The sequence below is a fragment of the Mycobacterium sp. 852014-50255_SCH5639931 genome (assembly GCF_001665605.1).
Classification (GTDB): Bacteria; Actinomycetota; Actinomycetes; order Mycobacteriales; family Mycobacteriaceae; genus Mycobacterium; species Mycobacterium paraffinicum.
On sequence record NZ_LZSV01000016.1, the window covers coordinates 284,946 to 305,225 of the forward strand.

The 20,280-nt window shown below is 67.7% G+C and carries 15 protein-coding genes; 9 read left to right on the forward strand and 6 right to left on the reverse strand.

Annotated elements, in window-relative coordinates; all coding sequences use genetic code 11:
- The first annotated feature begins 3 nt into the window (after positions 1–3).
- The 4 genes from A5758_RS09150 to A5758_RS09165 all read left to right on the forward strand — a co-directional run bounded on the left by A5758_RS09150 (position 4) and on the right by A5758_RS09165 (position 6,901).
- Complete coding sequence (locus tag A5758_RS09150; RefSeq protein WP_067739159.1) at positions 4–1,761, forward strand: ABC transporter ATP-binding protein; 1,758 nt, start codon at positions 4–6, stop codon at positions 1,759–1,761.
- Positions 1,758–3,656, forward strand: coding sequence for an ABC transporter ATP-binding protein (locus A5758_RS09155; protein ID WP_067739162.1), 1,899 nt, complete (start codon positions 1,758–1,760; stop codon positions 3,654–3,656). The genes A5758_RS09150 and A5758_RS09155 overlap by 4 nt, the downstream gene beginning before the upstream one ends.
- 145 nt (positions 3,657–3,801) lie before the next feature.
- Complete coding sequence (embR, locus tag A5758_RS09160) at positions 3,802–4,944, forward strand: ATPase/transcriptional regulator EmbR (RefSeq protein WP_067739166.1); 1,143 nt, start codon at positions 3,802–3,804, stop codon at positions 4,942–4,944.
- A 175-nt stretch (positions 4,945–5,119) separates the two neighbouring features.
- On the forward strand, positions 5,120–6,901 hold the full coding sequence (locus A5758_RS09165; RefSeq protein ID WP_067739169.1) for a serine/threonine-protein kinase: 1,782 nt from the start codon (positions 5,120–5,122) through the stop codon (positions 6,899–6,901).
- Between the two features lie 36 nt (positions 6,902–6,937).
- On the opposite strand, the gene A5758_RS09170 is transcribed toward A5758_RS09165, so the two are convergent.
- Complete coding sequence (locus A5758_RS09170) at positions 6,938–7,519, reverse strand: hypothetical protein (protein ID WP_067739173.1); 582 nt, start codon at positions 7,517–7,519, stop codon at positions 6,938–6,940.
- A gap of 282 nt (positions 7,520–7,801) precedes the next feature.
- Complete coding sequence (locus A5758_RS09175; protein WP_067203627.1) at positions 7,802–8,947, reverse strand: adenylate/guanylate cyclase domain-containing protein; 1,146 nt, start codon at positions 8,945–8,947, stop codon at positions 7,802–7,804.
- A gap of 11 nt (positions 8,948–8,958) precedes the next feature.
- Here A5758_RS09175 and A5758_RS09180 point away from each other — a divergent pair, with 11 nt between their 5' ends.
- Positions 8,959–9,495 carry a DNA-deoxyinosine glycosylase gene (locus A5758_RS09180; RefSeq protein ID WP_067739176.1) on the forward strand — a complete coding sequence of 179 codons (537 nt, stop codon included), beginning with the start codon at positions 8,959–8,961 and terminating at the stop codon, positions 9,493–9,495.
- Positions 9,496–9,579: 84 nt separating this feature from the next.
- Here A5758_RS09180 and A5758_RS09185 read toward each other — a convergent pair whose 3' ends face one another.
- A complete protein-coding gene (locus tag A5758_RS09185) occupies positions 9,580–10,971 on the reverse strand; it encodes an amidase (protein WP_082939624.1) in 1,392 nt (463 codons plus the stop codon).
- A gap of 47 nt (positions 10,972–11,018) precedes the next feature.
- Here A5758_RS09185 and A5758_RS09190 point away from each other — a divergent pair, with 47 nt between their 5' ends.
- From A5758_RS09190 to A5758_RS09200, 3 genes are all read left to right on the forward strand, one after another.
- Positions 11,019–11,447 (forward strand): HIT family protein, encoded by a 429-nt coding sequence (locus A5758_RS09190; protein WP_067203633.1) that lies wholly within the window; start codon positions 11,019–11,021, stop codon positions 11,445–11,447.
- Between the two features lie 10 nt (positions 11,448–11,457).
- A complete protein-coding gene (locus A5758_RS09195; protein ID WP_067203635.1) occupies positions 11,458–11,904 on the forward strand; it encodes a nitroreductase family deazaflavin-dependent oxidoreductase in 447 nt (148 codons plus the stop codon).
- A gap of 91 nt (positions 11,905–11,995) precedes the next feature.
- A complete protein-coding gene (locus A5758_RS09200; protein ID WP_082939625.1) occupies positions 11,996–15,901 on the forward strand; it encodes a bifunctional diguanylate cyclase/phosphodiesterase in 3,906 nt (1,301 codons plus the stop codon).
- Between the two features lie 4 nt (positions 15,902–15,905).
- Here A5758_RS09200 and A5758_RS09205 read toward each other — a convergent pair whose 3' ends face one another.
- Genes A5758_RS09205 through A5758_RS09215 form a run of 3 tightly spaced genes read right to left on the reverse strand, consistent with a single transcriptional unit; the run spans position 15,906 to position 18,939 of the window.
- Positions 15,906–16,937: an LLM class flavin-dependent oxidoreductase gene (locus tag A5758_RS09205; RefSeq protein ID WP_067739184.1), complete on the reverse strand. Its 1,032-nt coding sequence runs from the start codon at positions 16,935–16,937 to the stop codon at positions 15,906–15,908.
- A 41-nt stretch (positions 16,938–16,978) separates the two neighbouring features.
- Positions 16,979–18,115, reverse strand: coding sequence for an FAD-binding protein (locus A5758_RS09210; RefSeq protein ID WP_067739189.1), 1,137 nt, complete (start codon positions 18,113–18,115; stop codon positions 16,979–16,981).
- The gene (locus tag A5758_RS09215; RefSeq protein WP_067739193.1) at positions 18,112–18,939 is read right to left on the reverse strand and encodes a uracil-DNA glycosylase; all 828 of its coding nucleotides are present in this window, start codon (positions 18,937–18,939) and stop codon (positions 18,112–18,114) included. The genes A5758_RS09210 and A5758_RS09215 overlap by 4 nt, the downstream gene beginning before the upstream one ends.
- Before the next feature lie 84 nt (positions 18,940–19,023).
- Here A5758_RS09215 and A5758_RS09220 point away from each other — a divergent pair, with 84 nt between their 5' ends.
- The gene (locus tag A5758_RS09220) at positions 19,024–20,277 is read left to right on the forward strand and encodes an MFS transporter (protein ID WP_067739196.1); all 1,254 of its coding nucleotides are present in this window, start codon (positions 19,024–19,026) and stop codon (positions 20,275–20,277) included.
- The last annotated feature ends 3 nt before the right edge of the window (positions 20,278–20,280 follow it).

Sequence of the window (20,280 nt, forward strand, 5' to 3'; positions counted from 1 at the left end):
GAAATGCTCCTGGCACTGCTGCGCCAGTACATCCAGCCGTACCGGCGGCTGGTCGCAGTGCTGATGGCGCTCCAGCTGACCAGCACGCTGGCTTCGCTGTACCTGCCGACGGTCAACGCCGCGATAATCGACGAGGGCGTCGCCAAGGGCGACACGGCCACCATCGTCAGGCTCGGCGTGGTGATGCTTTCGGTCACCGGGTTGCAGGCGTTGTGCGCGGTCGCGGCGGTGTACTTCGGCTCGCGGACCGGGATGGGCTTCGGCCGCGACCTGCGTGCCGCGATCTTCGACCACATCACCACCTTCTCCGAGCATGAGACCGCCCGCTTCGGCGCGCCCACGCTGTTGACGCGCAGCACCAACGACGTCCGCCAGATCCAGTACCTGGTTCAGATATCGAGCACCGTGCTGGTCACCGCGCCCATCATGTGCATCGGCGGAATCTTCATGGCCATCCACCAGGAGGCGGCGCTGACCTGGCTGCTGCTGGTCAGCGTTCCCATCATGGCCGTGGCCAATTACTGGGTGATGTCGCACATGCTGCCCCTGTTCCGCAGGATGCAAGGCCTGATCGACGGCATCAATCGGGTGATGCGCGACCAGCTTTCCGGCGTCCGGGTCGTGCGGGCGTTCGCCCGCGAAGCCTACGAGCGCGACCGATTCGCCCGCGCCAACGCCGCCCTGTCGAACACCGCGCTGACCGCCGGCAATTGGCAGGCGGTGATGCTGCCGGTGACCACGCTGACCGTCAACGTGTCCAGCGTCGCGCTGATCTGGTTCGGTGGGTTGCGCATCGATCGTGGCCAAATGCAGGTCGGCTCACTGACCGCCTTTCTCGCTTACTTCACCCAGATCCTCATGGCGGTGTTGATGGCGACCATGACGCTGGTGGTGCTGCCGCGAGCGTCCGTGTGCGCCGAACGGATCACCGAGGTGCTCGCCACCCAGGCCGCGGTCACCGACCCGACGCGGCCGGTGTTTCCGGGCGGCGGGATCGCCGGGGTGGTGCGCGTGGCGGGTGCGACGTTCACCTATCCGGGCGCCGACCGCCCGGTGCTGCAGGACATTTCGTTGACGGCACGGCCCGGCACCACCACGGCCATCGTCGGTAGCACCGGGTCGGGCAAGTCGACGCTGGTGTCGCTGATCTGCCGGCTCTACGACGTGACCGGCGGCGCCGTCCTGGTCGACGATGTCGATGTCCGCGATTACCACACAGAGCGGCTCTGGTCCGCGATCGGACTGGTTCCTCAACGCGGCTACCTGTTCTCCGGGACCGTGGCCGACAACCTGCGCTACGGCAAGGCGGACGCGACCGACGACGAGATGTGGGAAGCGTTGCGGGTGGCGGACGCCGAGGGATTCGTCCGCGCACACGATGACGGGCTGCGAATGCGGGTGGCCCAGGGCGGAATCAACTTCTCCGGCGGTCAGCGGCAGCGACTGGCGATCGCGCGGGCGGTCATCCGCCGCCCGAGCATCTACCTCTTCGACGACTCGTTCGGGGCTCTCGACGTGCACACCGACGCCCGGGTGCGGGCGTCGCTCACGAAGATAGCGGGCGACGCCACCGTCATCGTTGTCACCCAACGGGTTTCGACCGCCGCCCAGGCCGACCAGGTGATCGTCATCGACGGCGGGAAGCTGGTGGGCACCGGCACGCACGAATCGCTGCTCACCGACTGCGCCACCTACGCGGAGTTCGCCGACTCGCAGTCGGTGAGCGCCCTGCGATCGGGTCGTGTCGGGGGCGCGCCATGACCGTGGCGGCCACCCGAGGCTTGACCCCGGCCCCGGCCGGGCGGTCGCGCGACTTCTGGGGTTCGGCCGCCCGGCTGGTGAAACGGCTTGCGCCGCAACGCCGGCTGAGCATCGCGGTAATCACCCTGGGCATCACGGGGACGGCGATCGGGGTCGTCGTCCCGCGAATCCTCGGGCACGCCACGGATCTGCTGTTCAACGGCGTGCTCGGCCGACAGCTCCCCGCAGGCATCACCAAGGCGCAGGCCGTCGCCGCGGCCCGTGCCCGGGGCGAGGGCACCTTCGCCGACCTACTGTCGGGGATGAATGTGGTGCCGGGCAAGGGCGTGGACTTCGGCGCGGTGGCCCGGACCTTGGCCCTGGCGCTGGGCATGTATCTGATTTCGGCCCTGCTGATTTGGGCGCAAGCGCGGCTGCTCAACGTCACCGTGCAACGCACCATGGTCGCGCTGCGTTCCGACGTCGAGGACAAGATTCACCGGCTGCCGCTGTCGTACTTCGATGGGCGCCAACGCGGCGAGCTGCTGAGCCGGGTCACCAACGATATCGATAATGTGCAGTCGTCGCTGTCGATGACCATCAGCCAGCTGGTGACGTCGATCCTGACAGTGGTGGCGGTACTGGCGATGATGGTGTCCATCTCGCCGCTGTTGGCCCTGATCGCGGTGGCGACGGTGCCGCTGTCGTTGGTGGCGACGCGCGCGATCGCGCGGCGCGCGCAGCGGCTGTTCGTGGCGCAGTGGACGAGCATCGGTCGCCTCAACGCGCACATCGAGGAGACCTACAGCGGCTTCACGGTGGTCAAGACGTTCGGCCACCAGGCCGTTGCGCGCAAGCATTTCCGCGATTGCAACGACGACGTTTATCAGGCCAGTTTCGGCGCCCAATTCTTCTCCGGCCTGGTGGCACCGGCGACGGCATTCATCGGCAACCTCGGCTACGTGGCCGTCGCCGTGGTGGGCGGCCTGCAGGTGGCCACCGGCCACATCACTCTCGGCGGTATCCAGGCTTTCATCCAATATGTCCGGCAGTTCAACGCCCCGCTTAGCCAGGTGGCCGGGATGTACAACACCCTGCAGTCCGGGGTGGCCAGCGCTGAGCGGGTGTTCGATCTGCTCGACGAGCCCGAGGAATCGCCGGACCCCGAGCCCGCCCTGCCGCGGCTCGACGGATGCCCGGCCGGACGGGTGGAGTTCCAGCACGTGAGCTTCGGTTACCACCCGAACACCCCGGTGATCCACGACCTGTCGATGGTCGCCGAACCGGGAACCACGGTCGCGATCATCGGACCCACCGGCGCCGGCAAGACCACGTTGGTGAACCTGCTCATGCGGTTCTACGACGTCGGTTCCGGCCGGATCCTGGTCGACGGGATCGACATAACCACCGTCAGCAGGCAGTCGCTGCGGTCCCGGATCGGCATGGTCTTGCAAGACACGTGGCTCTTCGACGGGACGATCGCGGAGAACATCGCCTACGGGCGGCCCGAGGCCAGTGCGGACGAGGTGGTGGACGCCGCCAAGGCGGCTTACGTCGACCGGTTTGTGCACACCCTGCCGGCCGGCTACGAGACGCGCGTCAGCGGCGGGGGCGGGAATATCAGCGCCGGCGAGAAGCAGCTCATCACCATCGCGCGCGCATTCCTGGCCAGGCCGCGCCTACTGATCCTGGACGAGGCGACCAGCTCGGTCGACACCCGCACCGAAGCACTCATCGCCCGGGCCATGTCCGAGCTTCGCCGGGATCGGACGAGCTTCATTATCGCGCACCGCCTTTCGACGATCCGCGACGCCGACCGCATCGTGGTGGTCGAGGCGGGCCGCATCGTTGAACAAGGCAGTCACGCCGAGTTGTTGGCCCGTCAAGGCGCCTACTACGCCATGACACGGGCCTAGCGCGAGATCCCGCGGCACGGCCTGGCCGCAATCGCGTCGCGGGGAACGCATTTCACTCCCGGTGCCAAAAGTTAGTGTCATTGCGTCGGCCCCGTGGGGATTGCAGCAGAATGGCAAAGGTAGTGACCGGAAGGACCGATAGCCGATGGTGGACAAGCGTCTCGAACTCGGCCTGCTCGGACCGCTGGAGATGCGCGTCGACGGCACGCTGGTGCCCCTGGGCACCCCCAAACAGCGGGCGGTGCTGGCCATGCTGCTGATGAACCGCAACAGTCCGGTGGGGGTGGACCGGCTCATCACGGCCCTGTGGGACGACGAGCCGCCGTCGGGGGCGCGGGCCAGCATTCATTCCTACGTGTCCAACCTGCGTAAGCTGCTCAGCGGCGCCGGCATCGACCCGCGGGCGGTATTGGCCGCCGCGCCTCCCGGATACCGGCTCAACATCGCCGAAAACGATTGCGATCTTGGGCGGTTCATCGCCGAAAAGACGGCGGGCGTGCATGCCGCAGCCACGGGCAGATTCGAAGAGGCCAGCCAGCACTTGGCGGCGGCGTTGGCGCAGTGGCGGGGGCCAGTGCTCGAGGACCTGCGCGAGTTCCAGTTCGTCGACACCTTCGCCACTTCCCTTGTCGAGGAGAAGATCCTGGTCCATGGCGCGAAGGCGGAGGCCGAAATCGCTTGCGGGCGTGCGTTCGCCGTGATCACGGAGCTGGAGGTGCTGACCGCGGAACATCCCTACCGCGAGCCGCTGTGGGCCCAATTGATCACGGCCTACTACCTGACCGACCGCCAATCGGACGCGTTGGCCGCCTACCGCCGCGTCAAAACCACTCTGGCCGACGACCTGGGAATCGATCCGGGACCGACACTGCGGTCGCTCAATGAGCAGATCCTGCGGCAGGAACCGCTAGACGTGAAGCGAACCGCCAAGACCGCCGCCGTCGATACGGTCACTGTCCTCGAACAGCACACGATGGTGTCCGGCCAGCAGGCCATCGCATATCTGCACGAGCTCTCGGGACGCAGCTATCCGCTGCGAGCGGCGGCGACCCGCATCGGGCGGCTCGGCGACAACGACATCGTCCTCGACAGCCCCAAAGTCAGCCGCCACCATGCGGTCATCGTCGACACGGGCACCAGCTTCATCATCAACGACCTCCGCTCGTCCAACGGGGTGCATGTGCAGCATGAGCGAATCCGCTCCGCTGCCACGCTGCGCGACGGCGACCACGTCCGCATCTGCGACCACGAATTCACGTTCCAGATCGCGGCGGACGGCGAGAGCTAGCCATTCGGCCGGGCTTCATCGCGCCGAGGGCGCCGGGCTAATCGCGTGATTGTCGTGCGTCGGACTGGGCGGAGGCTTACGGTCATGGTTGCTGGGTCATGGGGTTGCGGCTGACCCGTGCGCCCGGCAATTGTTGGGTGTCGATGGTGTGGTGGCTGGGTGTGAAGGATCGGCGATGAGTGACGAGCAGGTCTCGCGGGCGGGGACGGAATTTGGGCCTTATCACCTAAAGCGGCTGCTGGGCCGGGGTGGGATGGGGGAGGTTTACGAGGCCGAGCACACCGTCAAGGAGTGGACGGTGGCGGTCAAGCTGCTCTCGGAGACCTTCAGCAAGGACCCGGTGTTTCGGGAGCGGATGAAACGTGAAGCCCGCACCGCCGGTCGTTTGCAGGAGCCGCACGTGGTGCCCATCCACGACTACGGCGAAATCGATGGGCAGATGTTCTTGGAGATGCGCTTGATCGAGGGCACCGACCTAGACAGTGTGCTCAAACGCTTTGGCCCGCTGGCCCCGCCGCGCGCGGTGGCCATCATCACCCAGATCGCCTCGGCGCTCGATGCCGCCCACGCCGCCGGGGTGATGCACCGCGACGTCAAACCGCAGAACATCCTGGTCACCCGCGACGACTTCGCCTATCTGGTCGACTTCGGCATCGCCAGCGCCACCACCGACGAGAAGCTCACCCAGTTGGGCACCGCGGTCGGCACCTGGAAATACATGGCGCCCGAACGGTTTTCCAATGCCGAAGTCACCTACCGCGCCGACATCTACGCGCTGGCTTGCGTGCTCTACGAATGCCTCACCGGCTCGCCGCCCTACACATCCAGCAGCGCGGGTGCACTGGTGACCGCCCACACCATGAACCCCATCCCCCAGCCCACCGCGCTGCGCCCAGGCATCCCCAAGGGCTTCGACGCGGTGGTCACCCGCGGGATGGCCAAGAAACCCGAGGACCGCTACGCCAGCGCCGGCGACCTGGCCCTGGCCGCTCACGACGCACTCAGCGACCCCGACCAAGACCACGCCGCCACGATCTTGCGCCGCAGCCAAGAAGCCACCCTGCCGGGCACCGTCATGGCGCCTCCCCCGCCGCCACCGGGTCGGGCGGCCACTACCCCGCCACCGTCGCCGGGCCAGAATTCACCGACACCCACCCCGGCGCCCGGCTCGACTCCGGTTCCCGCGCAAGGCGCCCCGCCCTGGCGGCCCGACAGCGGGCCCATCCCTGCCGCCGCCCAGCCCCCGGTCACGCCCGCCTATTACCAAGCCGCCAACGCCAATTGGGGCAGTGCACCACAACAATTCAGCGGCCCACCCGCCTGGAATCAACCCCCACCGAGGCGACGCAACCCCTGGCCCATCGTCGCCGCGGTCGCCGCGCTGGTGATCGTCGTCGTGCTGGCCGCCGTGGGCATCGCGATATTCATGGGAGGCGACGACAACAGTCCGCAGGCGAACCGCACGTCGACGACGACCACCACCACCAGGACCGTCCCCACCACGACAACCACCCGGCCCGCCAACGCGCAGAGCAAGTTGCTGGGCATGCTGCCCGCCGGGTATCCCAGTGGCGCTTGCACGCCCGCGACCCCTAAGTCCAACAGCATTTGGGTGAATGCGCTGGCCATGGTCGACTGCGACCAGAACACCAATCAGGGCGGCCCATCCCGCGCGGTCTACGGCCTGTTCGCCGATGCGAACGTGCTCAAGAAGGCGTTCGACGACGACGTCGCCGCGGTGCAGCTGATGAATTGTCCCGGAGCCGGGGCGTCACCGGATGGCTGGCACCACGACAGCACGCCGTCGGTGACCGCGGGCATGATCGCGTGCGGCACCTATAAGGACCACCCCAACGTGATATGGACCAACGAGGCGAAACTCATGCTCTGTGACGTCTACGGGGACCCCCCGGCCATCGAGGACCTGCATACCTGGTGGACCAATTACGGTGGCTGAGCGGATCCAAATCCGCAGCCGCGCTGCACCTTTGAATTACGACTGAAGGTCGGGGCCCTCGGCGCGCAGATCGTCGACTGCCGACATGGCGCTACGCAACTTGGCCAACCATTCCTCGGCATGTTCGCCGACGAGCTTGACCGACCACGCGAGCGCGTCCGCGCGGGACCGGGCGACGCCGGCGTCAACCAATGTGTCGAGCACCTGCCGTTCCGGTTGCTTCAAGCGCGTCATCACCGGTACTGCGATGTGAGTGAAGAGGATTCGCTCCGCGCCGGTGCTGGAGCCGACCTCGACCCCCCAGGAGACCTTGCGACCGTAGCGATCCTGCGCCTCGTCGGCGATTCGCATTCGCTCCGAACGGGTTTCCTCGCGGAACCGCGATGCGCGTCCTTCCGCGCGCGCCTCGGTCTCTCTCTCCGAGCCCTGCGGTTCGGGCAGTCTTCCGATGACCGTGATTTCTTCGCGGTCGACGATGACCGTCGGGTCGCCGTCGAACCAGCTTTCGGGCAGGCGCCCGGCGAACCATTCGGCGGCGTCGCTCGCGTCGGGTCGCTGTGCCTGCTGCCAGCCGCCGGGGCGGCCGTAGCGCCGGCCGTGGGCGTGGTGCGATTTCATAATTACATGATTACATCGTTGCACCGGTAATGGAATGGCGTTCACCGCCGGCGAACGCAACCCCAGCGCCGGGCCGCGCGCGAAAGGTGCGTTCAAGTGCGGCCAACCCGTTGATATGGGCAGTTCAAAGTTGTATTTTTGGTAGCGAAGCAGGCCCGGAAACGACCAATTCTCAAGCGCCGGATGTCAGGGTAGAAAACCGGCCGCGTAGGACCCGCGCATGACGGAGCCCAACGCCCCCTAGCGTCGTCCGGGCCTGCCCATGTCCGCAGGATTTCCCGGTCAGTCACCGCCAGAACCGTCCCCGCGGCGGATCCGGAAGAGCTTGACCTCGTTCTTGATGCCCTTGAGGCGGCGGGCACCGGCGAACGACCCATCGAATGTGCCGGCGTCGCCGATCGCCTCCCAGACCGAGTCCGCCGCCAGCACTGTGCCGGGGCGCGCCACACTCGTGACCCGGCTCGCGACGTTGACCGGGCTGCCGAACCAGTCACCGGCCCGGCTCACCGCCATGCCGGAGGCCACCCCCGCTCGCAGCCGAGGAAAGTCGGCGTCGGTGTCGATGGTGTCCACGAGCTTCACCACGACGTCGAGCATCGGCAGCGGGTCGGGGCAGACGAACATGACCGCGTCGCCGATCGTCTTGATGAATCGCACGGGCGGGACGGTGATGTCACGGGCCAGGACCGCCAGCCGGTTGGCCAGGTGGCCCAGCTCCTCCGCCGACACCGCTTCGCCGATCCGGGTGAAGCCGACGAGGTCGGCGAAGGCCACCGTGATCTGACGCGCTCCCGGCAGCGGCTGGCCGGCGGCGCGCTCGGCGGCATTGACCGCTTCGGTCTCCATCATGTGGCGCAGCTGCATGAACATCATGTGCTGCAGCAGCGGGCCGAGTTCGGGCGCGATCTGGCTGACTAATGCCTTTGACGCCTTGGCGATTTCCAGTTCGGTGGCCCCGGGCCGCATGATCGCCGACAGCGCCGAGTAGCGCATGACCTCGGCAGCGCGTGACAGGCCTTCGGTGAGCACCCGGACGACGAGCACCACCTGCTCGGGATCGAGGCCCAGCTCGACGAAACGCTCGGCGGCGGCGGCGGCCTCACCGTCGGCGCGCATGTGGATGACCGCATCGGGGTCGTCGACTCTGGCCAGACCGATCGCGCGCTGGATCTGTTGCAACCGCCCGAGGTCGATGCCGTGGGCCTCGCTGATCTCCCGGGCCGACACGTAGGTGCCGTCGTCACCGATGAGGTGGCGGGTTGCCAGCAACAGCGGCGGATTGGTCGTCCTGATCTCGTCGGGCGTGATGCCCTGCTCGAGCAGCCACTCCACCAATTCGGCCCGTTCGGCGCGTGCGCTGCCCTCAAGTCCGTCGAGCAGGTCCTCGTCCACTTCGCCAACGTACAACGGGCGTCGATCGCGAGCCATGATGGAGAGCGATGAGCGCACCACTGCTGCGGGGATTCCCGCCGATCGTCGATGAGCACGCGAGTGTCCTGATCCTGGGGTCGTTTCCGAGCGCACAATCCCTGGCGGTCGGTCAGTACTACGGCAACCCCCGAAATGCGTTCTGGCCGATCACCGGCGAGCTGTTCGGGTTCGACGCGACGGCGCCGTACGAATCACGGCTGGCCGCGCTGCAATCGGCGGGCGTGGCCCTCTGGGACGTGTTGCGCGCATGCCGCCGCGCCGGCAGCGCGGATGCGTCAATCGAGCCGAAAAGCTTGGCGGTCAACGACTTCGGTGGACTGTTCGCGCGGTACCCAACGATCGCGCGGGTCTACTTCAACGGCGCCAAGGCCGCGGAGCTGTACCGCAGGCTCGCCGAGGTCGACGAGCGCGTCGAGTACCGGCGGCTGCCGTCGACGAGCCCGGCCCACGCCGTCCGGCCGGGTGCCAAACTGGCCGCGTGGCGCGAGATCGCGTCGATCGCGAGCGCGGCGAAGCCGGGCGAAGCGGGTCGGCGCAATCGATGACCGCGTCGATCGCGAGCGCGGCGAAGCCGGGCGAAGCGGGTCGGCGCAATCGATCGGGTCGGCGCAATCGATGAGGCGCAGCCCTTATGACACCGGCGGTTGCCGGTGTGCCCACGGCCTGGCGGATTCGATCTGCGCCGCGAGCGACAACAGCGTCGCTTCGTCGTACGGCCGGCCCACCAGCTGCACGGCGATCGGCAGGCCGTCACCGTCGAAATCCCACGGCACGGCCGCCGCAGGCTGTCCGGTCAGATTCCAGACCTGCTGGTAGGGCACCCGCTGCGCCACCGCCAGCAGCGTCCATACCGCGCCGCGGCGCTGGTAGGCACCGATGCGGGATGGGCCCGTCGCGTTGCCGGGCGTGACGACGACATCGACGTCGTCGAAGATCGCTTGGATCCGCGCGGCCGCCGCCGGCTCCGCGTCGCGAAGGGCGGTCATCCGGCGGTCCGAGAAGAACGAACCGGCGCGCGCCAGGTTGCGGGTGCGCGCTTCGAGACGTTCAGGGTGAGCCAGTGAATCGGCGTCGTCACTGATACCGCGCAGGTAGCGGGGCAGGTAATTGGTCATGATGGCCGATGGCGGATAGTCGGGGTCGGCGGTGATCACGTCATGCCCCAGATCGCGCAGCAACGCGCCGGCCTGTTCGACCGCCGTGAGTTCATGCTTGCCGATCCTGACGGGCAGCGGGGTTGGCGACTTGGTGCTCAAGGCAATTCGCAGCTTGCCGGGGTGACGCGTCGCCGCGGCCACGAACTCCCCCTCGGGCCCCGGCACGGTCGACGTCGCATCGAGGAAAAGAGCCGCGTCCAGCACCGACCGGGCGAGCGGGCCGTTGACACTCAGCCCGTGCCACGCATCGTCATGCGGCTCCAACGACACCCGATCCCGTTGTGGTTTGACACCGAACAGGCCGCACCAGATCGCCGGGATGCGAATCGACCCGCCACCGTCGGACCCCAGCGCCAGCGGAGCGAGTCCGGCGGCCACCGCGGCGGCGCTACCGCCACTGCTGCCGCCCGGAGTGCGCCGGGGATTCCAGGGGTTGCGGGTCGCACCGAACGTCAGCGATTCGGTGTAGGGAAACATCATCAGCTCGGGCACATTGGTTTTGCCGAGGATGACGGCGCCCGCGGCGCGTAGCCGGCGGACCACCTCCGCGTCGGAGGTCGCGGCGGTGCGATGTCCGCCACTGCCGTAGGTCGTCACCTCGCCGGCGACGTCGACATCGTCTTTGATCGCGATCGGCACCCCGAGCAGCGGGAGCCGCTCGCCGGCGGCGAGGCGGTCCTGCGCGACGGCGGCCTCGTAGCGCGCGCTGTCCGAGAGCACCACGCGATAGCAGCGCAGCTGGCTGTCCAGCCGCGCGATCCGTTCCAGGTAGATTTCGAGCAGCTCGGGCGCGGTCAGTTTGCCGTCGGCCAGCATTCGTGCCTGAGCGGCCGCGCCGGCAAAGGCCACGTCGCGAGCGTCCACTGCGGCAGCGTATCCCCCGCACCGGGCCGGCCAGTACCGTGGGCGACATGTCCTGCGTGTTCTGTGCGATCGTCGCCGGGGAGGCCCCGGCCATCCGGATCTATGAAGACGACGACTACTTGGCGATCCTCGACATCCGCCCATTCACCCGCGGACACACCCTGGTGATCCCCAAGGGGCACAGCGTGGATCTCACCGACACGCCACCAGAGACGCTGGCGGGGATGGTCACCATCGGCCAACGGATCGCCCGCGCCGCCCGCGCGACGGAGTTGGCCGACGCGACCAACATCGCGATCAACGACGGCAGCGCCGCCTTCCAGACGGTGTTCCACATCCACCTGCACGTGCTGCCCCGGCGCAACGGCGACAAGCTGTCGGTCGCCAAGGGGATGCTGCTGCGGCGCGACCCCGACCGGGACGCCACCGCGGAAATCCTGCGCTCGGCCCTGGCCCGCATCGACGCCAGCCAGTAATACTGGGCGGATGGCACTTCCGTCCTGGGTCGAGCAGCGGTTGCTGCCTCAGGTTCTGCGCGTACACGACACCGTCTATCGCAGCACGAACGGCTGGATCGGTCATCGCATGCTGCTGATACCCAGCCTGCTACTCCATACCGTGGGCGCCAAGACGGGCCAGGCGCGAACAGCGGCGCTCACCTATGCCCGGGACGGCGACGACTACCTGATCGTCGCTTCCAAGGGGGGCGACCCGCGCGCCCCCGGCTGGTATCACAACCTGCGCAAGCATCCGGACGTGGAAATCAATGTCGGGCCAAGGCGTTTGGCGGTAACCGCCCGCGCGGTGCTGCCGGACGACCCCGATTACTCCCGGCTCTGGCAGATCGTCAATAAGAACAACGGCGACCGGTACACGGCCTACCAGCAGAAGACCTCGCGGCCGATTCCCGTCGTGGTACTCACGCGACGTTGACCCTGAACCTGACGCGGAGGTTTATTCTCCACTAGCGCGCGGTGAACTCCTCGATGGCTCACCAAACGGCGCGGGATCGGCTGGAGCGGGTATGAATCCCTGGGCGCGAAACCCATGGCGTCGATTCAGGCTGCCCCCGCGCCTCGGTTGGCTCTTCGTCGGCGCATACGGTTTGGCGGCCGCGCTCGTGGTGGCGTCCTCGATCGGCGGCTGGGAGGGCGCCTACGCAACCCGACCGGTCGACGAAATCGCCCTGGCTGTCTGCCTGCTGTTCGGGGCGGGGTGTGCCGGCTACGCGGCCCGGTCGGCGGCCGGGCGGCACAGGGCCGGATGGCTGGCAATGGTGACGGCCCAGCTGGGCTGGGCGGCGGGCGAGGTCATCTGGGCCGTGTACGACGTGCGTCCGAAACTGGCCCACGCCACCCATCCCGCCGCCGCGGAGATCGTGCTGTTGCTATGGCCGTTCGGCGCCTATGCATCGTTGGTGCTGTTGTCGCGCTTCTCGCGACAAAGCCCGCGGCGACTGGTGCTAGACGGCCTCATCGTGGCGACGTCGCTGTTCGTCGTGTCATGGGTCTTCGTCCTCGACAAACAGCTGCGCGAGGACAGCGGCTCCCGGGCGACGACGGTCGCCGAAGTCTTCAACGACGTCCTCCTGCTGACGACCGCGATCCTGATGCTTTCCCGGGTTCGTCGCGGCGACCCGCCGAGCCGCAACCTGCTGGCCGGGGGCGTGACGACGATCAGCATTGCCGACATCGCGATGGTGTTCAAGAGCGGGATCGGCAGCTACCAGGTCAGCGATCTCGTGGACCTCGGCAGAGTGGGCGGGCTCGCCATGATCGCGCTCGCCGCGCTGTCGAGCGTCTACGAGGTCCCGGTGCCGGGGGCGCGTGACGACGAAATACGGTCGCGCACCCGGCTGTGGCTGCCGTACCTGCCGCTGCTGGTGGCCGCCGCAGTTGGGCTGACCCGCGCGGTCAGGTTGATGGCGCACGGACCTCTGCTGATCGCGCTGGGGATCCTGGTGGCCGCGGTACTCGTCCGGCAGTTCGTCATGCTGATGGAGAACCAGAGATTACTGTCCGAGGTGGCGCGGGAAGCATTCCGTGACAGCCTGACGGGGCTGGCCAATCGGGCCTACTTCCTCGATCGGCTCGAGCAGACCGTCGCCCGGCGAAGCTGCGAAATTTCGCCCATAGCGGTGTTGTGCCTCGACCTCGACAACTTCAAATCGGTCAACGACGCCCTCGGCCACCCTGCCGGTGACGAATTGCTGATCCGGGTCGCCGGGCGGCTCACCGCCGCCTTGGACGAAAAGTGCGTCACCGCTCGCCTCGGTGGTGATGAGTTCGCCGTGCTCATCGAGGGGTCCGTCGAGGAATCACAAGCGGCGGCGAATCGAGTTCTCGAGGCGTTCAACGCCCCAATTCTGGTCGATGGCGTTCCGATACCGGTCCGACCGAGTGTCGGTTACACGGTGGCCACCGCATCGTCGGACTGCAGCGTCGAGCAGCTCCTCAGGCATGCCGACCTGGCCATGTACACCGCTAAACGTGAAGGTGGACAATGCATTCGGAGCTTCGTGCCGGATCTGTCCCTCTCGCTCTCGACCCCGCAGCTGGCTGGACCCGCCCCGGCGGCAGTGGAGGTCGCTGAGCCGAGTGCCGCACCGATGCTCCGGCGGGCCGCTGACGTAGGGACGGTGCAACCGCAGGAAGGTATCGACGGCATCCGGTGGCCCCCGACTGCGATCCGGATCGCTTTGGCCCTCTTGATGATTGGCGTGGTCGCCTTCACCGCGACCAGCGCCCTCCACCCGGATGCCAGCCACAGCGTCTTTTTCGCCAAATCCCTGTACTCGGCGTTGAACCTGCTGGCGGCCGGGTTGATCGCCGTTCGCGCATACCGCCTCAAGGCCGATCGCCTTGCGTGGTCTTTGATCGCGGCGGGCATGGCGTTGTCGGCGCTCGGTGACGTCGCCTATGCCTTATGGGTCCCGAACGCCCACTCGCCCTCGGTTGCCGATCCCGAATACCTGGCGTTCTATCCGTTCGTCTATGCGGGGATTCTGCTGCTGATGCAATCGCGTCTGAAGCGGGTGCCGATGCCCATCCGACTCGATTCCCTGGTGTGCGCGTTGGCCGTCGCCGCGCTGGCCGCGGCGCTGCGGGCCGGGCCCATGCATGCCGCCGCCGCACGGACACCCGCGACCGTGCTGGTGGGTCTGGTCTACCCGTGGGGCGATCTGGTCCTGCTGGCGCTGGCCGTCGGCATGCTGCCAATCCTCGGCTGGCGCAGCGAGTTTCGCTGGGGGTTTCTTGTGGTCGGGCTGGTTGGCTTCGCGGTCGCCGACACGGCCTACCTCTTTCAAACATCTGCGGGCTCATACCGGGTCGGCACCACGCTGGACGCGCTCTGGCCGGCTTCGTCGCTGCTGGTGGCGATGGCCAGCTGGGCGCGATGGTCGTCGGCGGCGCCGGCGCCCCGGCGTGGACTCAGCTCCTACGCGGTTCCGGTGACCTGCACCGTCGTAGCACTGGGCGTCGCCATCCTGGGGCACGATTCGCGGCTCGCGTCGACGCTCGCCGCACTGAGCCTCGTTGCGGTCGCCGCCCGATTCTCGGTGACCTTCCGGGATATCAGCATGCTGGCCGAAAGCCACAAGCAGGCTATGACGGACGAATTGACCACCCTGCCCAATCGGCGATCGCTGGCGACGGCGCTGACCGAGCTGTCGGCTTCCGCGTCACCCGTCAGGACGTCGTCGAATCGTGCGCTGCTGTTGCTGAATCTTAATAAGCTGCGGGAGATCAACGACTCCGTCGGTCGCCACTTCGGCGATGAGCTGGTGTGGCACATCGCAAACCGACTGGCGCACAGCGTTCGTCGCGATGATCTGCTTGCGCGCGTGAGCGACGAGGAATTCGCCATCCTGCTCGGTGAGGGATCGGATCTCGTCGCCGCACGCGCCCAGGCGGGTCGGTTGCTCGAAGGTGTCAGCATCCCATTCGAACTCGACGCCATCAGCGTGCAGATCGATGCGTCCATCGCCATCGCGCTCTACCCGGATCATTGCGACCATCCGCAAGAGCTGTTGAATCGCGCCGAGGCGGCGATCCCGCACGCCAAGTCCGCCCTCAGCAGGATCGCGGTGTACGAGTCCGCCTTCGAGATTGACCGTGACCACGACCCCAACCTCGTCGGGGAGCTACGGGCCGCGCTGATCGATGGCGATCAGTTGACGGTGCACTACCAGCCCAAGGTGAATGCGAGCGACGGAGCCGTCCACAGCGTCGAGGCGCTGCTGCGCTGGCAGCATCCCACCCGCGGGTTGCTGCTGCCGGAGGAATTCCTTCCGGCCGCCGAGCGGGCCGGTCTGATGCGCACGGTCGCCCATCGCACCATCAACGCCACGCTCGAGCAGATTCGGTCCTGGCGCGACCACGGCATTCCGCTGACCGTCGCGGTGAACCTGTCGACGACGAATTTGCTCGACCTCGACCTCGCGGTCACCATCGAGCGACTGCTTCGGGTCCACGGCCTACCGCCCGAGGCGCTGATCGTCGAGATCACCGAGAGCGCCCTCGTCGACTCGGACCGCTCCCGCAACACCGTCGCCGCCCTGCAGCTTCTCGGCGTTCGCATCTCGCTGGACGACTACGGCACCGGATGGTCGTCGCTGGCGCGCCTGCAGGACGTCTCGGTCGACGAGCTCAAACTCGACAGGCGATTCGTGGCGCGGCTGGCCCAGGACCCGCGATCGGTTGCCATCGTGCAGTCCACCGTGGACTTGGCGCACAACCTGGGCGCCGACCTCGTCGCCGAGGGGGTCGAAGACGAGGCAACACTGAGTGCGCTGCGCGGCTACGGCTGCACCATCACCCAGGGGTTCGTGCACAGCGCGCCGTTGCCGCCGGACGAACTGCAACGCTGGATCACGACCAGGAGCGCGATCGCGGGCGTCGGATCCGAGCGATCGGCTGTGACGGATTGACCGGTTAGAACAACTCCTTTGCCAGCAACTCCAGGGTCAGCACCCGTGCCGGCGCGGTGGCCGGATCGGTGCCGCGGCGGGCCGAGGCGACCGGGTGCACCATCACCTCGTCGACGTCGAACCGCTGCGCAAGCGCCCGCAACTGGTCGGCGGCCTCGGCCGGTGTACCCAGGACCGCCCGTTGCAGCCCGCTCTGCACGATGTGCTCCTGCTGTGGCGTCAGCTCGGCGCCTTGCGCTTCCTCGACCAGGGGCACCGGGCCGAGGGGCTGTCCGGTGCGCAGCTTCGCCATGATCTGCAGGTTGGGCAGCATCAATGCCGTTGCCTCGTCGCGTGTTTCGGCCACCGCGGCGTTCACCGTCAGGAAAGTCACCGGTTCGGGCGTTAGGGCGCTGGGCCTGAATCGGGAGCGATAGAGCTCGAGCGCCTCTTCGGTTCCGGTGCCCGAGAAGTGATGCGCGAAGACGTACGGCAGCCCCTTGGCGGCGGCCAGGTGTGCCGAATACATCGACGAGCCCAACAGCCACAGGCGCGGCTCACCGGCCGCCGCCGGGGTCGCCTTGAGGCGATAGTCCCCCGAGCGCAGCGGCACCACCACGCCGCGCGCGCTCATCAGCGCCGCCACGTCGTCGAGATACTCCGGAAAGTTTTCGATGTCACGGTCGTCCCGGCCGCTACGCAGCGCGTAGGAGGTCACCGGGTCGGACCCGGGCGCCCGGCCGATGCCCAGGTCGATGCGGCCCGGGGCGGCGGCCTCCAGCAGCGCGAACTGCTCGGCCACCGCCAGCGGCGCGTGATTCGGCAGCATCACACCCCCGGATCCCAGCCGCACCTGCGTGGTCTGCGCGGCCAGATAGGCGATCAGGACCGGCGGGCTGGTGGCGCCGACGGACGGCATGTTGTGGTGCTCGGCGACCCAGTAGCGCGTGAAACCCAGGCGATCCGCGGCCTGTGCCAGCTGCACGGTCGCGGCGAGCGCATCGCTGGTCGTCTGGTCAGTGCGCACCGGGACGAGATCAAGGACGGAAAGACGCACGTTCGCGTCAACGCCTGATGGCGTGCGAACGTTCCCGGGCGTCAGTGGTCCTTCGTAATTGAGTAATCCTTCAGCGTGATCGAACTGACGATGCGGTCGAAGACCTCCTGCGGGATCGGCGCCCCGCCCGGAATGTTGTCGACGACCAGCCATTGGTTGCGCTTGACGTAGTCGTTGAACTCTTTGTGGTAGTTGGCGAAGCCGAGTTCGTAGTCATCACCCGCCGTGACGAGCTCGCCGGCCAGGATGTAGGCGCCCAGGAGGGCGACGCTGGTTCCCTGGCCCGACAACGGCGAACAGCAATATCCGGCATCACCGACCAGCGCCACCCGGCCCTTCGACCAGCGATCCATCTTGATCTGAGACATCTCGTCGAAGTAGAAATCCGGTGCGCCGCGCATGTATTCCAGCAGTTGGGGACGCACCCACCCGTCGTCGGCGATCCGCCGCTCCAGCTCGGCGAACTGCGCCTCGGTATCGAGGTAGTCGATGCGCAGGTCGGTGTCCATGAAACCCAGCATGGCCCGGGCCTCACTGTTGTTGCGGGCGCTGTACACCCCGGCCATCGTGGAGTCCCCGTAATGCCAGGTCTGCCAATAGTCCAGGTCGAGGAAATTGGGCACGGTGAAGATCGCCGCGTAAGTGCCCAACCGCTCGATGAATTGGTCCTCGGGGCCGAACACCAATCGGCGCACGTTCGAGTGCAGCCCGTCTGCCCCGACGACCAGGTCGAAGCTGCGCGCAGGGGCACGTTCGAAGGTCACGTTGACGGCTGCGCCGTCGTCCTCCAAGCCGGTGATGGTGTCATCGAAGATGTATTCGGCCGTCCATTGGCTTGCGCCGTACAGCAATTCGACGAGGTCGTCACGCAAGAGCTCGATATCGAGGCTGTCGATGGGCCCGCCGGTGGGCGTCGACTCCGTGTCGCGGGAGAGCTCGTTGCCGTCGCGGTCGACGACGGAAGCGCCGCGAATTTGTGTCTTCCGTTTTTGGGCGGCGGCCAGCAGCCCCATGCGTTCCAGCACTCCCAGCGCCGGCCCGCGCACGTCGATCGCCTGACCGCCCGGCCGCGGCCCGGGGTGGCGCTCCACCACGGTGACCGAATAACCGTGCCGTCCAAGCCAATAAGCCGCCGTTGCACCGGCCACGCTGGCGCCGGAAATCAGAACGTCAGTCACTTAATCCCTGCCAGCCTTTTCGCGTCTCGGAAAACGTCGTCGAGCATTGCTGGTGTCAACCTACCGGTAAACATGTTTTGCTGGCTCGGGTGGTAGCAGCCGAGTAACCGCACACCAGGGGCGAATTGCGCCACCACCCCGTGGCCGAACCGCGGTTTGCGCATGGCGGACGCGCCCGGCAGGCGCAGCGCGATCTGCCAGGCGAAGCCGCCCAACGCCACGATCGTGCGCACATGATCGGACACCAGCCGCCATTCGGCCTCCAGCCACGGCCAGCAGGTGTCGCGCTCCGCCGGCGTCGGGGCGTTGGCCGGGGGCGCACACCGCACCGGTGCCGCGATGCGAATCCCATTGGCCTGCAACCCATCCGCAGCGTCCACGCTGGTGGGTTGGTTCACCAGCCCGGCTCGGTGCAGCGCCGCGTAAAGCTGATCGCCGGACCGGTCACCGGTGAACATGCGTCCCGTCCGGTTGGCCCCGTGCGCGGCGGGCGCCAGCCCGACGATCAACAGCCGCGGTCGCTCCGACCCCCAGCCCGGAACGGGCCGGCCCCAATACGGCTGGTCGGCGAACGCGCGGCGCTTGAGGACGGCCACGTCTTCGCGCCATTCGACCAACCGCGGGCAGGCCCGGCAGACGCTGATCAGGGCGTCGAGCTCGGGGATCGACGCGGCGTGCGGGGCGAGCGCGGCAACCTGTGCGGCGTCGGCGGCCACCGTGGTCTGCGGGGTCGCCGGATCACCCGGCCATCCGGTGCCGGGAACCACTGGAGAATCAAACGCCTGGCCGGTACGAGGGTGAGCGAGCACATGAACATCCTGCAGTCAGCCGGTAGGCGCCGGCCGAACGCCCCGAATATTCAGTGGTCCCGCCGCAAATCAACGGCTAAATTCTCCCCGGGATATTTCATGAGCCATACGAGCCGCGGCCCGGCGTTTCTGATCCTGTCCGCCACGCTGATGGCGACGGCCGGTACCGGCATCTCGGTGATCGCGTTTCCGTGGCTGGCGTTGCAGCATCACGACCGCGCGCGCGACGCGTCGATCGTGGCCGCGGCCATGACGCTGCCACTGGTGCTGTCCACCCTGGTCGCCGGCACCGCGGTCGACTTTTTCGGCCGCCGCCGGATTTCGCTCGTTTCCGACTCACTCTCCGGCGCGGCGGTGAGCGCCGTCCCGCTGACCGCCTGGCTGTTCGGCGCGGGCGCGATGAACGTCGCCGAGCTGGCCGGGTTGGCCTTCTGCGCGGCCGCCTTCGACCCGGCCGGGGCAACGGCGCGCCAGTCGATGCTGCCCGAGGCCGCCGCCCGCGCGGGCTGGTCGCTGGACCGCACCAACAGCCTCTACGAGGCGATCCTCAACCTCGGTTTCATGGTGGGCCCCGGCATCGGCGGCTTGATGATCGCCACGGTCGGCGGCGTCAACACCATGTGGGTCACGGCGGGTTGTTTCGGCTTGTCGCTGTTGGCGATTGGTGCGCTACGGCTCGAGGGCACCGGCAAGCCCCACCACGCGACCCGCCCCGACGGGTTGGTCTCCGGCATCGTCGAAGGCCTGCGGTTCGTCTGGAGTCTGCGGGTGCTCCGGACGCTCGGGCTGATCGACCTGGCCGTCACCGCGTTGTACCTGCCGATGGAAAGTGTTTTGTTCCCAAAGTATTTCGCCGACCAGCACCAGCCCGCCCAGTTGGGTTGGGCGCTGATGGCGCTCGCGGTCGGCGGGGTGGCGGGCGCGCTGGGTTATGCGGCGCTCTCGAAATACACCCGGCGGCGTACGGCCGTGCTGACGGCGACCCTGACCTTCGGCGCGGCGACGGTGGGCATCGCGTTCCTGCCACCGCTGCCGGTGATCTTGGTGCTCTGCGCGGTGACCGGCCTGGTCTACGGGCCGATCCAGCCCATCTACAACTACGTCATGCAGACCCGAGCGCCACATCATCTGCGCGGCAGGGTGGTCGGGGTGATGGCGGGGCTGACCTACGCCGCCGGGCCGTTGGGCCTGCTGGTGGCCGGTCCGCTCGCCGACGCCGCCGGGTTGAACGTCACCTTCCTGGCGCTGGCGGTGCCGATTCTGCTGATCGGGTTGTTGGCCATACGGCTGCCGTCGCTGCGGGAGTTGGACCGCGCGCCGGAGTTGGAGGCGAGTCGGCAGTCGCCGCTGTGATCC

Excerpts from the sequence above, each read along its gene's own strand:
- A5758_RS09150 (WP_067739159.1), top strand. The coding sequence starts at position 4 with ATGCTCCTGGCACTGCTGCGCCAGTACATCCAGCCGTACCGGCGGCTG.
- A5758_RS09155 (WP_067739162.1), top strand. The coding sequence starts at position 1,758 with ATGACCGTGGCGGCCACCCGAGGCTTGACCCCGGCCCCGGCCGGGCGG.
- embR (WP_067739166.1), top strand. The coding sequence starts at position 3,802 with ATGGTGGACAAGCGTCTCGAACTCGGCCTGCTCGGACCGCTGGAGATG.
- A5758_RS09165 (WP_067739169.1), top strand. The coding sequence starts at position 5,120 with ATGAGTGACGAGCAGGTCTCGCGGGCGGGGACGGAATTTGGGCCTTAT.
- A5758_RS09170 (WP_067739173.1), bottom strand. The coding sequence starts at position 7,519 with ATGAAATCGCACCACGCCCACGGCCGGCGCTACGGCCGCCCCGGCGGC.
- A5758_RS09175 (WP_067203627.1), bottom strand. The coding sequence starts at position 8,947 with ATGGCTCGCGATCGACGCCCGTTGTACGTTGGCGAAGTGGACGAGGAC.
- A5758_RS09180 (WP_067739176.1), top strand. The coding sequence starts at position 8,959 with ATGAGCGCACCACTGCTGCGGGGATTCCCGCCGATCGTCGATGAGCAC.
- A5758_RS09190 (WP_067203633.1), top strand. The coding sequence starts at position 11,019 with ATGTCCTGCGTGTTCTGTGCGATCGTCGCCGGGGAGGCCCCGGCCATC.
- A5758_RS09195 (WP_067203635.1), top strand. The coding sequence starts at position 11,458 with ATGGCACTTCCGTCCTGGGTCGAGCAGCGGTTGCTGCCTCAGGTTCTG.
- A5758_RS09200 (WP_082939625.1), top strand. The coding sequence starts at position 11,996 with ATGAATCCCTGGGCGCGAAACCCATGGCGTCGATTCAGGCTGCCCCCG.
- A5758_RS09220 (WP_067739196.1), top strand. The coding sequence starts at position 19,024 with ATGAGCCATACGAGCCGCGGCCCGGCGTTTCTGATCCTGTCCGCCACG.